Source organism: Leptolyngbya sp. CCY15150, assembly GCF_016888135.1.
In the GTDB taxonomy this organism is placed as follows: Bacteria; Cyanobacteriota; Cyanobacteriia; order RECH01; family RECH01; genus RECH01.
In genome coordinates, this window is sequence record NZ_JACSWB010000280.1 from 1 (window position 1) to 13,972 (window position 13,972).

At 52.9% G+C, this 13,972-nt stretch carries 9 protein-coding genes; 3 read left to right on the forward strand and 6 right to left on the reverse strand.

What is annotated here, in order from left to right; genetic code table 11:
• Positions 1–308: 308 nt before the first annotated feature.
• A complete protein-coding gene (locus JUJ53_RS22020; RefSeq protein WP_204154195.1) occupies positions 309–3,563 on the forward strand; it encodes a plasmid replication protein, CyRepA1 family in 3,255 nt (1,084 codons plus the stop codon).
• A gap of 71 nt (positions 3,564–3,634) precedes the next feature.
• On the forward strand, positions 3,635–4,105 hold the full coding sequence (locus JUJ53_RS22025) for a pentapeptide repeat-containing protein (RefSeq protein ID WP_204154196.1): 471 nt from the start codon (positions 3,635–3,637) through the stop codon (positions 4,103–4,105).
• A 31-nt stretch (positions 4,106–4,136) separates the two neighbouring features.
• Here JUJ53_RS22025 and JUJ53_RS22030 read toward each other — a convergent pair whose 3' ends face one another.
• The 6 genes from JUJ53_RS22030 to JUJ53_RS22050 all read right to left on the reverse strand — a co-directional run bounded on the left by JUJ53_RS22030 (position 4,137) and on the right by JUJ53_RS22050 (position 11,326).
• The gene (locus JUJ53_RS22030) at positions 4,137–5,876 is read right to left on the reverse strand and encodes a HAMP domain-containing sensor histidine kinase (protein ID WP_204154198.1); all 1,740 of its coding nucleotides are present in this window, start codon (positions 5,874–5,876) and stop codon (positions 4,137–4,139) included.
• Positions 5,877–6,226: 350 nt separating this feature from the next.
• Positions 6,227–6,358 carry a hypothetical protein gene (locus tag JUJ53_RS25260; RefSeq protein WP_275415827.1) on the reverse strand — a complete coding sequence of 44 codons (132 nt, stop codon included), beginning with the start codon at positions 6,356–6,358 and terminating at the stop codon, positions 6,227–6,229.
• Between the two features lie 177 nt (positions 6,359–6,535).
• Positions 6,536–7,153, reverse strand: a complete 618-nt coding sequence (locus JUJ53_RS22035; RefSeq protein WP_204154199.1) for a chorismate lyase — start codon at positions 7,151–7,153, stop codon at positions 6,536–6,538.
• Between the two features lie 67 nt (positions 7,154–7,220).
• Positions 7,221–8,366, reverse strand: a complete 1,146-nt coding sequence (locus tag JUJ53_RS22040) for a glycosyltransferase family 4 protein (RefSeq protein ID WP_204154200.1) — start codon at positions 8,364–8,366, stop codon at positions 7,221–7,223.
• Between the two features lie 301 nt (positions 8,367–8,667).
• Positions 8,668–10,026, reverse strand: a complete 1,359-nt coding sequence (locus tag JUJ53_RS22045; protein ID WP_204154201.1) for an oligosaccharide flippase family protein — start codon at positions 10,024–10,026, stop codon at positions 8,668–8,670.
• Between the two features lie 97 nt (positions 10,027–10,123).
• Positions 10,124–11,326, reverse strand: a complete 1,203-nt coding sequence (locus tag JUJ53_RS22050; RefSeq protein ID WP_204154244.1) for a glycosyltransferase — start codon at positions 11,324–11,326, stop codon at positions 10,124–10,126.
• 737 nt (positions 11,327–12,063) lie between these two features.
• Here JUJ53_RS22050 and JUJ53_RS22055 point away from each other — a divergent pair.
• On the forward strand, positions 12,064–13,731 hold the full coding sequence (locus JUJ53_RS22055) for an SLBB domain-containing protein (RefSeq protein ID WP_204154202.1): 1,668 nt from the start codon (positions 12,064–12,066) through the stop codon (positions 13,729–13,731).
• Positions 13,732–13,972: the final 241 nt, after the last annotated feature.

Genomic DNA, 13,972 nt, shown 5'->3' on the forward strand with positions numbered 1-13,972 from the left:
TCTAGAACCCCCCCCCCAAACTCGCCAACCCCGAACGAGAGAATCAGGGTTTCAGCGATCGCATTGGGTCATTTTGTAATCAAAGTGATTACAAAACTGGCAAATTGCCCTTGTAATCACAAAAAGCCAGTCTGCTAAAGTCAATACACCAACCCGAAACGGGCAGTTGCGCCAACATCCCTCTCTTGAGAGGGCAGTTTGTGCTGCGATGGCTTGGCATAGATCACCCAGGAAGGGTTCCAGTCAGTTTGAGGTGCAGAATAGTTATGGTCAACGGCTCATCCCATCTCTCAATACCCGCCGCATCAATGACCGCATCGATAACCGATGCCCACTATCAGGAGTGGCTTGATAGTGGCGTAGATGCTGAACTCATTAAGGCTAATGTCTGCAGCCTCAGCGGAGCTGCTATTTATGATTATCTGTTCTACGGAGAAGAGGTTTCCCGCACGAATACCGGACGCTTATCTTCGTTTTATCTCCGGGACTATGCGCCCCTAGAAGCAGGCGGCTGGTGGTGTAGTGGGCTAGATCCTCAATGCCAATGGGAACCAATGCTGTGGGGGCAGTTTAAGGCTGATACACCTCGACGACATTTGGATTATGGCGGGACAGGCCGTTCCAAACTTAAGGTCGTGAAGTATGAACCACCGGTTAAAGTAGCAACGCGAGCTTATTTTCTTATGGTACCCGACGCGATCGCTCAACGGGTTTATCAAACCGCAGGCGTCTGTCCATCCCCGGAAGACCAAGACCAAGGCTTTTGGCATTGTGTCTTAACCTACAATATTTTTATTCTGATTACAGAAGGGGCTAAGAAAGCAGGAGCGCTGCTCACTGCCGGTTATGCTGCCATTGCCCTTCCCGGTGTGAGCAGTGGCTACCGAGTGCAGAAAAATAACCAGGGAACGCGTTCAGGCAAGCGCTACTTAATTCCTGACTTGCAGCTCTTCGCCACCCCCGATCGCCAGGTCTACATCTGTTTTGACCACGATCAAAAGCCATCAACCCAAGCAGCGGTGCAGGCCAACACCTTGGTGCTAGGAGGACTGTGGCACGATGCGGGCTGTGATGTGCGGGTGATTGAGTTGCCGGGGCCCGAAAAAGGGGTGGATGACTTCATCATGCAGCGCTCTCAAGCAGCCTTTACCGATTGCTATGAGCAAGCCCTACCGCTCAACATTTGGCGATCGCGGCGGATGTATCAATTAACCTGTCCTGTGCAGGAAACGGTGCATCAGCGCTATCTAGACGTTACCTTGCCTGAGTCAGGCTTAGTCTGTATCAAATCTCCCAAAGGTACTGGAAAAACCTCCCTTCTAGAAGGCATCATCCGCCAAGCCACCCAGACGGGCCGTAAAACTTTGGTCATCAGTCATCGTATCCAGCTTGCCCGGGCCATTTGCCAGCTTCTGGGGCTGGATTATGTGAGCGAACTCCATCAATCTGAAACGTCTAACTTACTTGGCTTTGGCCTCTGTATTGACTCCCTTCATAGCCGTAGCCAAGCGCAGTTTATGGTATCTGATTGGAAAGGCGCGATCGTGGTGCTAGACGAATGCGAGCAGATTATCTGGCATGTTCTCAATAGCACCACCTGTCAGCAAGAGCGGGTGGTGATTTTAGAAACCTTCAAAGCGCTCCTGCGGCTGGTGTTATCCAGCGGTGGACTGGTCATTGCCCAAGATGCCGATCTATCCGACCTGAGTATTGAGCTGCTCACCACCTATGGCAGCGATCGCCCCGATGAACCCAATGCAGCTCCGATTCAGCCCTGGATCGTCGTCAACACCTGGAAACCAACACAGGCATGGCCGATCACGTTTTACAAAACACCGGATCCAGCAGCTCTATGGGTTGCCCTAGAACAGGCGGTGCAGCAAGGGCCTGTGTTTATCTGCATGGATGCCCAGAAACCTCGCTCTAAGTGGGGAACCGTCAACGTTGAAGCGCGCCTCCAGCAGCTTTTTCCCGATAAGCGCATTCTCCGCATCGACAGCCATACCGTCACCGATCCTAGCCATCCTGCCTATGGATGCATGGCTCACTTGATCCCGTTGATGCAGCAGTATGACATCGTCATTGCCTCACCCAGCATCGGTTCTGGCATTAGCTTTAACGTTCCCGATTACTTTGTCGCGGTCTTTGGTATCTTTCAAGGCACGATTCCCGATAGTGAAATTAGGCAAGCCCTAGCGCGAGTTCGACAATCGGTGCCCCGCCATGTCTGGGTACGCCCCTTTGGGGTGAATCGCATTGGCAATGGCTCCACAGACTACCAAGCCGTCGTAGCCTCCACCGTTCGCACCCAGCAAGCCAACTTACGATTGCTCAAAGACGTCGATTTTGACCTTGATTACACCTACGATCCGGTAACGTTGCGTACATGGGCTAAGTTTGCTGCCCGCGCCAATACATCTCTGACGAAGCTGCGAGATGTCCTAGAAGCAACCCTGGTGCAAGAAGGGCATACCGTAACGGCTGTGACCCCAGCATCTCAGGACAAGAAACGCTTAAGCGATATCAACAAACAGCAAACTAATATTCGCGATCGCTCCTGTCAGGATGAGGCCAACGGAGTTGTCAACGCAGCAGACATTACCGACGACCTCTACCAACGCCTGCAAGACCAGCGCTACAAAACACCAGAAGAACGTCAGCAAGAGGAAAAATATCGCCTACAGCAGCGCTATGGCGTTGAGGTGACGGCGGATCTATACCTCCACCATCAACAGGGCTGGTATCAGCAACTGCGGCTGCACTATTACCTCACCCATGCCAGCGACCAAGTGCGATCGCGCGATCGCCAACATTGGCGCGATCACCTATCCCGCGGCCAGGGGATCATCTCTCCCCAAGATGTCCGCACCTATACCGAGCGCGTTGAGGCTCTCAAGCTACTGGGTCTCGTAGACCTGCTGCAAGACGGTAAAGACGTTCACGGTGATCATGACCTCGTGCAGGCAATTGTGGCGCGATCGCGGCAGTGGAGGTATGACCTGAAAACCCTCTTCCGGATCTCCATTACTGAAAACATGGGCTCCATGCAGATCATTCAAGCCTTGCTAGGCCTGATTGGCGTTAAGCTCCATCGCCAACGGCGATCGCGCCTCCGAGACGGCAGCCGCAATTGGATCTACCGCTACAGTTCACCCACCGATGGCCGCGATCGCATTTTTGAGGCTTGGGCACAACAGCAGGTCACCCCGGAGGGTCACCCCCTGGATAGTATTGATCTAACTAATAAGGGGGTGACTGCAAATGCAGAGGGGCCACCTTGGTCTGCTTCTGAACCCCTAAACAGTTCCCCAGCTCCCCAGCCCATGGATGAGCAGGTTGAACTAGACCAAACCTTGATGTACCAAGTCTTAGTCCAGCAGGTGCTGACCTCCCCCAGCGATGTCCCAGAGGCTGTCTCCAGCAACCTAGCGGAGGCGACTACTGATCTGGATAGGGCGATCGCTACGGAGCTAGCCAACCTCCCCGACCCAGGGGTTGACGCGTCAGCCAAGGATTACGAAAGCGTTCAAAATTCACCAAGAATTAAATCGCCCCATTCCTGATCTTTCCCCGTAGGATCTGAGTATTGGAGTGTAACTAATATCACACGTTGCACCCAATGACACGTTCGCCCATGACGGCGTCTGCTGAAGCGATCGCTCAACAGAAAGCCCAAAAACTGCTTAAACTCTATAGCTCCGGACGCAAGACCTTCAGCATGGCTAAGCTGGTCAAGGGTCACCTGCATCTGCGATCGCCCAACTTAGAGGGGGTGATCCTTCGCAATGCTTACCTTGCGGATATTGGCTTGATGGGGAGCAACCTGACCCAGGCCATCTTGGATGGGAGTAATCTTTGTCGCGCTGATTTGAGTGAAACCAATTTGCTTCAGGCCAGCCTAATCCGGGCCAACTTGAGCAAGGCGAACCTCAACCGCGCCAATTTACGCGAAGCCTGTCTACAGGGTGCTGATCTCACCGAGGCATCCCTGAGAGGTGCAGACCTCAGCTATGCCAACCTGGAAGGGGCAATTCTTGACATCGAGACCCTGGGCACCGCCAATCTCTACCAGGCCATCTTGCCTGACGGATCCGTTCATCCCTGAGCCCCTAACCTGAAGCTGAGCTTGGGGTTATTTAGGCGTCAGGGGGCGTTGGAGGGGGTTGGATAGGTAGTTGGATGGTGAAGGTGGTTCCAACGCCTTCCTGGCTCTTAAAACGCACTTGCCCTTGGTGGTGGGCAACACATTGTTTGAGAATGGCTAGCCCTAGGCCCGTACCGCGAATGGTGCTGACGTTGCTGGCGCGGTGAAACAGCTCGAATAATCGAGGTTGGTCTTCTTTAGGAATGCCAATACCTTCGTCTTGAATTTCAATCAGAGCAACACCATCTTGACAGTGGAGGCTCAGTTTTACGGTGCTATGGGAGCGAGAATATTTGATGGCGTTGGATAACAAGTTCGTCAGGATCGATCGCATCAAAGCTGGGTCTAGAAACGCTTGTTCACAGCCCAATAAACATTCAAATTCAATGGTGTGATTGATGCCCAACCCCATGCGCATTTCTTCAACAATTTCCCGACAAAAGTAATTTAGATTGACCATCATAGGGTTGAACTCAAGCCGCCCAGCCTCAGCTTTGCCTAGGGTCAGCACGTCTTCTAGCAACTGGGTCATAGTACTGATGGCTGAGCGAATGCGATGATAATATTCCTGCTTTTTCTCCTCGGTAACTTGATGCCCATATTTCTCTAGCAATTCTGTAGAGGTGCGGATGATAGTGAGGGGAGTGCGCAGTTCATGGGACACCATAGACACAAAGCGCGACTTAAGTTCATTCGTCTCTTTTTCTGCTTTCAAAGCATGACGAATTTCATCTTCAATCCGCTTACTTTTAATGATCATTTGCTCGCGGGTGCGAATGCTTTCCACCATGCTTTGCAAAACCTGAGCCAGGCGATCCATTTCATCTGGAAAGGTGTGTAGGTGCGATCGCGACAGTTGAACACCGTAGTCTCCAGCTCCGATTTTCTCCGCTGATTCGGTGAACTCAACTAAGTTGCGCGTTAAGATACCCGACAACGTATAGATCAGGATAAACAACACGCCGTAGGTAATGCCGAAGGATATCAATACCCGGTTGCGAATGGCCTGCTGTACCTGAAATACGTAATCTGCTTCAATGTCTAACCCCAGGCCGGCAACCACATTGCCATTGGCATCTCGTAGGGGTGCATAGGCTGAAATCCAAGCGCCCCAATCATCGGTATAAATTTCATCTTCCCGTCTAATCCGCTCATCTAAAATGGCCCAGCGCGGGGTACCCGGATTTTCAACGGCTAGAAAATGGGCCGCCTTTTCAGGATCTCGAATGGCCCATAGATCGACTAAAAACACCATTTCTAAGCGCTGGGGATTATTAGAATTAAGCCCAGTCCAATGGGTTTCCCCTTCACGACGAATGACGTAGGAATAAAGCCAAGCCCTGGGTTCAATGCTCTGAACAGTTTGAAACCATTTCAGTTGATTGTGGTAGCGTGGATCATCCGAAAAGCCTTCAGCATTGGGCTGTCCTTCGGTATACAACGCCATTAATTCTTCAACATCAACACCTTCGGCTGCGCCGTTCAGCGTGGCTTCCATATCAGCCTGGAGGCGACTGAGGGTTTTTTCGGTGGTGAATTGGTAAAACCAGTAGAAGGTTCCAGCAAATACGATGCTAAACACCATGCTGAAGCCAATCAGCAGCTTAGTGCGTAGGCTAACGGGTTTGATAAAGCGCAGAGATGACCTGTGGGACGAAGCCGTGGTTGAGATGTGGGGAGGTTGTCGGTTTGTGCTAGCGCTTAGGTTAGGAGGAGGATTAATCAGCGTCATGGGAGGATGAATCTATATCGCACAGGATACCCAAGTATGGTTGGGGGGTGGCAGCGATCGCCTGTCATCAGAACATCTTGGTAAGAGCTTCATGGAGGAATGAAGTTCATGCCCAATGGGCATTTTGTCAGGTTAAGACTAGCCCAAGACAGTTACGACGTCATAGCTGGGATGATGGCAGGGATGCAAGGCGCAATACCGTGCAAGATGGCTCACTTGAAAACCAAGATACTGAGTAACGGCTTGTTCACAGGGGGAGTTCACAGGGGAACTATTTCATCTATACAAGTAAATGAGAGGTAGATCCGAACCGTTTTATGATCATCAAGATGTTGCTACCGAGGCATCGGTTACATCTTATACCTTTGAATCACACAGGCACACTGACAGCCCCACTGGGCCGAGCATACTAGACCGGGCATACTGGGCTGGGCATATAAAGCCAGACCGATGACATGGTAGTCACTGTCATCGTTAGCCATGATTCATAGAAGATGCCAAACGTCCCTAGATGATTCTGATGGAACCAGGAATGGATATATCCCCTGGCTCAGTACTGAAGAGATAATTGCTGCAAGAAACACCCTAGATATCCCGATTATGCACTATTGTTGCAATTCTCGTCGGTGATCTGAGGGTGATCTAGAGATAGCTAGCGTCTAGGGCTGCGATCGCTGCATGGGGCCCAAATACCGCGTTAGATAGGGAGAAAATACCTCGTAGATCAGGGTGAGGGGCTGTCCGTGATGCCAAAACAAATAGTGCCGTCCCCAGAAGGGGCCCGCTTGCTGAAATTCCTGTTCTAGAACGTCGGAATAGCCGCAGTAAATGCCCTGAACATCTCGGTAGAGTTCGGTGCGCAGGCGGGCGAGGCTAGCCCAAATGGGCAGCGATCGATTTTGTAAATAGTCGTCAACATGGCTGGCTTCCCACCAGGAGGTGGCATAGGCAAGCCGTTGCCCAGAAGCGGTACGTAGCCACACTTGGCGGCGCAGGCGGGGCCCTGGAATGACGTCAATCACGTTGGGAGCCTGGTCGCGATCGCAGCCAATCAGCGACATATCAATCACATCCACGTCCGTCCGTTCGCCGGTGAGTAGCTGGAGGTGACGGGTGGGCGAGCCATCCCCGAGCATGAGAATTTGCCACGTTGGGGCCAGTTGATCATGGGGCAAGCCTTGCTGAACTACCTCTTCTCCCCCTTGCCAAATGGGCTGCAGGGCATACCAAGGTGGTGATGCTAGGGTGCTTCTTACAGATTCAAAAGCTGATGTCAAGGGATTTACAAAAATTTACGCCATTGCCTCGATCATAGTATGAATTTCTCCGGTCGGCAGGGGGTGCCTAGAGTGCAGACTCGGGCACATCGGGGGTCGTTGATGGCGGCGGCGGGGTGAGCGGCTGGAGCAGGCCCGCTTGCTGACGGGCGATCGCTCGTTCGAGACTTGCCTCAAAGGTCACCACCGCATCCTGCCAGGTATAGTGAATTGCCCGCTCATGGGCTCGCTCAGACATGGCCCGCCAATCGGCATCGGGCATCTGAGCGATCGCCACGATCGCATCCGCTAAGGCCTGAGGATCGTTGAATGGAATGAATTGGCCAGCGCCTTCCTGCAAGAGTTCGGGAGCGGCTCCGGCGGCAGTGCCAATCACGGGTGTTCGGCAGGCCATGGCTTCCAAAATTGGCAGCCCAAAGCCTTCAATCTTGCTGGTGAACAACCAGGCATCACAGCTTGCGTAAATGGCTCTCAGCTCTGCTTGGCTGGGCTTATGGAAAAAGGTGCAGCCGGCTAGCATATTGTCGCCGGGCTGAAACATGCTGAACACCAAGAGTTTGAGATTAGGAATCACCTGTCGCGCTCGCTGAACGCCCTCATAGGCAAAATCGCAGCCTTTCCAAGCGGCCCGAGAAAACATCATGCCCACGGTGGGGATGGCTTGCTTGCCCCGAGGTTCGGCATAGAACTGTTGACAATCCACCGCATTGGGGACAAGGGAGACCTCTGGATCGCCGTAGGTTTCCTTAGCAACATCGACCAGCCATTGGGCAATGGTGATCTTATGCATGGGCAGGGCCCAAGTAGCCTTCACCCGCTCCACGGGTAGATAGTCATGGATTTCGTAGTGCTGCAGGAAGTAAACCTTGGTGCCTTTGGCCTCAGGCATCGCCGCTACCCATTCGGCTGTTTCCCACCAGGTGGCGATGATCACATCAGCATCTGGCACATCGGCGGCAACCATGGGGCGCGATCGCTCAATCACCCGGTGGGGCACATCAAGATCATCGAAATAGGACATCTTCTTGTCCGTCGGAATCCATCCCTTGCCGGTTAACACAGAGCGAATCTGCCGCCGCAATCGGGGGCGGGGGGCAGGCGTGGAAACGACGGTGACCTGGTGGCCCCGCTGTTGCAGCAGATCAGCATAAATGGACGCCACCCGAATTCCTCCAGTCATGTCAACGGGGGGCAAGACAAAAGTAACCTTCATAACACTGGTTAAGGGTAAAGATCTGAGTGGGAGATAGTTTTGATGACCATGGGCCGCAGGATAGTGCTGATCCAGTCGATGACCTCGGGTGGGGTGCTATGCTCTCCCACCAAGGAACTAAACGGTTGAGTCATCGTTTTTTAGGATGGCTAGATAGGGATTTGTCTGCCCTAGAGCTTCCCAGGCGTTATCCATTCAGCTTATGGAAGCTATCCGCCCATATAGATGCAACGGTTCACGATGTATAACCACGAAGTATAGCCCTAGTCCTGGGTTAGAGGCTGATCGGCCGGTCTTAGACTTAGGCAAATACGCCGTCCCAGGGTAGACCTAGCCCTAAGAAAGTGCGTACTGCTAATACGCTTCCTAGGAGGACGACCAGAAGCCCGGTGAAGATAGCATCTTGCCTCAGGCAGGAGAGTTTTTCTCGGTATAGCCCCAGGGCGATCGCAATATAAAAGGGCAATTCGCTTAAGGCCACCGCCAATACTGCCCCGAAGGGAGCTATCTCTTCCGGCAAGATCATGATCGATCCAGGGATACCCACGACGATGACTAAGAAGCTAAAAAAGTTCCCATAGGCGTTATAGCGGGGTTGACCCACGGCAAATAGGCAAGGATTGAGGGTATCGGCCATCAGGTTGGGCCATAGCCCCAGCGCCACGATGGACAAAATCCAGCCGGCACTTTCGAAGTTTTCGTTATACAAAAAATCGATAATGATATCTCCGCCACTCGCTAGGATCACCACTACCACCATCAACCCTGCTAGGGCTGCCTGGCGAGACTTCATAATTTTCTGGCGCAGTTCTGAACGAGGGGTGTCGGAAATTTTAGACATCACCGGAAACAACACTTTGGTGTAAACCTTTTGGTTAATTTGCCGGGGTAGGTCGCCAAGGGTAAAGGCAATGCTGTAGATACCTAGAAACTCTAACGAGAGGAATTTACCCAGCAGGAGACGGTCAGACTGGGTGGAGAGGAACATCATAGCGGTGGATAGAAAAATCCATTTGCCAAAGGAAATAATCTCTTTGATGGCGTCTTTATCCCACTTTAGGCGGCTGGGTGTGACTTGGGGTAGAAGGGTGTGGCTAATGATTAACCGCAGACTCCAAGCCACCAGCGATCCACCGGCTAAGGCCCAAACGGTGGGATCAAACCATGCCCAAATCACCGTGACGGCCGTACCGATTAACTGAGTACTAATTTCAAAGAGCGCCAGTTTCCCCATGGCAACCTCTCGGCTGAGAGTGTAGTTGGCCATGGATTCTAGACCGCCTAAGACCATGGTGAAGCCGATGACGGGAACCAGCCAGAGCAGGCGAGGTTCTTCATACAGCGCGGCGACGGGCCAAGCGATGATCAAACAGCAGAGCCATAGACCAAACCCCCGAATAATTTGGGCTGTCCAGGCGGTGTTGAGGAAGTCGGGTTCGTTGCCGCGTCGATTTTGAATGACGCTGGGGCCAATCCCAATATCTGAGAAGAGGGTGAGTCCGCCGATGAAGGTGTAGACCAGCGCCATTAAGCCAAAGAATTCGGGGAGCAGCAAACGGGTGAGAATTAGGTTGCTAGCTAGCCGAATGCCTTGGCTGAAGCCATAGGCGGCGAAGGTCCAAATGGCACCTTTGAGGGCTAGGGATTTGAGGGAGGGCATAGTAGTTAGGAAAAAAGGGGTGAATGATGGTGGCTGGAAGGACGGGTATTACCCAGGAGTAGCCGAAGCTTGAGGGGGAGCGATCGCCTTGGGGATGCTACTTGGGCTTGGCAAAGAGCTGGGTGAGCTTATGGGCTTCCGTATGGGCATTGTGCTGCACTTGGACGCGTTGGGCTCCAGCGTCGCCTAGGCGGGTGAGGTCTTCTGGGGATGTGTGCAAGACCGTTTTTAAGCTGTCGGCGAGGGCATCCACGGAGCCGGGCGGAATTAGCCAGCCGCAGACGCCGGGCTCAATCAGCTCAGGGATACCAGCCACGTAGGTGCTGAGAACCGGGCGGTGTAGGGCAAGGGCCTCCATGATCACGACCGGTAGCCCTTCCGCAAAGCTCGGCAGGATAAAGGCTCGGCTATTCAAAATATGGCGCTGTACCTCGGCGCTGCTGGCCCATCCTGTGATGGTGATGTAGGACTGGAGCTGGTAATCCTGAATCTTGGCCTCAAGCTGCGATCGCAGCTCCCCGTCCCCCACAAGCGTGAGGTGAAACTCTTGCCCGGCTTGAGCTAAGCGGTGAACAGCTTCTAACAGCAGCAGGTGCCCTTTTTGTTCGCTCAGCCGCGCTACGCAGACAAGATTGGGGGCGGCGGGAATGGGCGTGGTGGCTGGGTTCAAGAAGTAATCGTCTACGCCACAATGCACAATGTGAATTTTGGCCCAGTCGTCTGCCGAACACCAGCGATAGAGCTGGCTGCGGCCGTAGGAGCTGATGGCGACGACAAAAGCAGCCCGGCGAATTTTTTCTGGGAGGGCGATCGCCTTCACCTTGTCAAACTCCTCAGGGCCATGGACGGTAAAACTATAGGGTGGCCCGCCTAGGGCATGGCAGAGCATGGCGACGGTGGTGGAATTGGTGCCGAAATGGGAATGAACATGGGTGACCGGGGTACGCGCCAATTTGCCCAGCAGCACGCAGGCTTCCGCCAAATAGATGATGTGCAGCAACAGACCTCGCTCAGAGTTCCAGCCCACCTGCACCGCTAGCCGCAGGGCGCTTAACCACTTCGTGGGTCGAGATAGGGCCACCTTGCCCATGGCCAGCATCAAGCCGACCAGCCCTACCTGAAGAATCACCTCAGTTTTTTGGAGTTCAGCTTTATCTGTTTCATCAACTAGCTCGTCGCTGCGCGATCGGACTGAAAACCTGTATACACTGATACCGCAGGCTTCAACTCCCTGAATTTCGCGGCGAATAAAACTATGGCTAACCTTAGGATATTGATTGATAAGATAGGCGATCGCCATCGACATCACGAGCATAGTTCATGAACTCAGTAGACAATTCAGCAGACACTATCGACAGATACCATCGATGTTGACCATCGACGTTTGAAAGCGGCAGAGCTAGGTGTGCAATCTGATGGAAGGGACGGTCGATCAACAGATTGTCCGTATTTCCCACGTCCTTCACCCTAGTACGAGAGCAGATGGACGCTCTTGTGGGCGGGTTTGACCCTCCTGATGGGGGATGACACTTGGGTGGTGGGATAGTAGATGCAAGGCTCATGCCAGGTTCAACGTAACACCGAGTGGTTAGAAACTGCCAGATTTGGGGGGTAAATCAGTTTCATAGTACCCAGACTATCCTTGAACTGCTCAAGCATAGACGGAAGTTGACCAGGCGCTGTTGAATCTACGGAGGTGCGATCGCTCTATCCTATACAATGCAAAGGATTTGGTGGTTCTCAGATTCAGTTGCACGGTGCTCTACAGATGACAGTTTACTTGTGGAAAGGTTACGGTAGGTGCGATTAGGTCAACTGAGAGGGTGAATGGGGCTGGCTAGCCGGTTCTGACGTTCAGGACTATGGATTGATCAGCGTGGTGACTGTTTCAGAAACATAATCGTTATATAAAACGTTAGTAAAGATAGGGGTGATTATCCAACGATTGCCAGTGGTCTATGTAAAATACTGGTCACACCCATTCACCACTGAGCCTGCATTTAACCTCTATTGTTTAAGGACTATTGTTTAGGGACTATGGTCACGATCCACAAAGCAATGCCTGGTGACCCAAGGGCTAACCAGACACTTAATCAAGGACTGTTGGTTTTGATGGGGCTGTCGGTGGGGTTGACGGCATCACTCATGACCGCACTGATGGCAACGGCCAGCGTGGCCCAAAGCGATCGCTTGCCTGTGCTGGAGCCGGATGGTTTGTCTAGGGATGCTGTCCTAGACGCAGCTCCCGATCAAACGCTGCCCGAGATGACGCCGTCTGACTTGGCACCGTCTGACTTGGCACCGTTATCCGAGCTTCATCATCCTGATAACGACCTTGCCGAGGCAGATCTATCCAACACTCGTCTATCTGAGGTTGATCGCTTAAGCGATCGCCTAGCCCAAGCTACTCCCACCGCCCAGAGCAGCGATCGCCTGCCCTTGATCACCCCAAGCCCGTCTGAACCAGATGCTTCCCAACGGGTTCCCATCGAGACGGCACCGCTCCCAAATCAGCCGGTTCAACCCACGCCTGCTCCGGTATCCCCGGCCACTCCCGGCGTTGACCCGCGCTTTCCCTTCGTGAGAACCGACGATCGGAGCTTCTCCCTGCCCCGCTCCTCCTCCTTTCCCTATATTTTGGGCACCGGCGATACCATCACCCTCAATATTTTTGATGTCCCGGAATTTAGCGACGGGGAATATGTCATCGGCGTAGACGGTTCCATTAACCTGCCTTGGGTTGGGTCGGTTTACTTAGAAGGACAAACGATATCGAGTGCTGGCACCTACCTAGAACAGATCTATGCCCAGTTCATTCGCGATCCGCTGATTGTTGTTGCCCTAGTGCAACCTCGTCCGCTGCGGGTGAGTGTGGTGGGAGAAGTGACCCGGCCAGGCTCCTACACCATTAGCCCAGAGGCCGGTGCAACCACAGACTTGGGTGACGGCATCAGCCAGTGGGCCACCGCCATCAATGCCATTCAGCAGGCCGGAGGCATCACCCAGCTCGCCAATATCCGCAACATTGAAATTCGCCGAGGTCAGACCTTGCCCGGTGAGGAAAGCACCATTGAAGTGAACCTCTGGGAGTTTTTGCAGACCGGGAGCCTGCCCCAAGACATTACCCTGCGAGATGGAGACACCGTGTTAGTGCCGCGGGTGTCTGATATCAATCAAGAAGAACTTGGGGAAATTGCCACAGCCAATTTCTCACCGCTGTTGATCAATACCTATGTGGTTGGAGAAGTTGAAACCCCCGGAGCCATAGAGTTGCCTCCCAATTCATCTCTCAACCAAGCTTTGCTGGCGGCGGGCGGACGGGTGAGCAACCGCGCCGGTCGGGTAGACCTCATCCGCGTTAATTTGGACGGAAGCGTTGAGCGGCGGCGGGTGTCCATTGACTTCTCTGACCCAGTCAATGAAGAGACCAATCCGTCCCTGCGCAATAACGACATTGTGGTGGTGCGGCGTTCGACCTTGGCTGGAATTTTTGATGGCATCGAGTTTGTAACAGCCCCGATTCGCAACGTATTTGGTCTGCTGGATGGCGTTTTAGATGTGCGCGATCGTCTCGATACTAATGACAATAATGATCAGAATAACGACGATGACGATGACGATGACGACGACGATGATGATCCGTTTGATCCGGATGATCCAGATAATCCAGATCCAGGTGAACCCTTTCCAGATGTTGGATTATAAGTATGGTTGATGATCAGCCGAGGGATCAGGGATAGGGTAGATTTTTGTTGAGGCCTTGTTTAGGTATTGTTCAAACTCAGGGTGCGATGTGAGACAAGTAGGGTGCAATCCATCATGATCCATGGTGGGTAGGGTGATTTCTAGTCTTAACCGATGAGAGGTTGAATGCTTCTTATTTGAAGAATTGAGGAACAGGTTGGAAGGTCAAACTGTAAATTGCTAGCATTCAGATGTAGCCTAG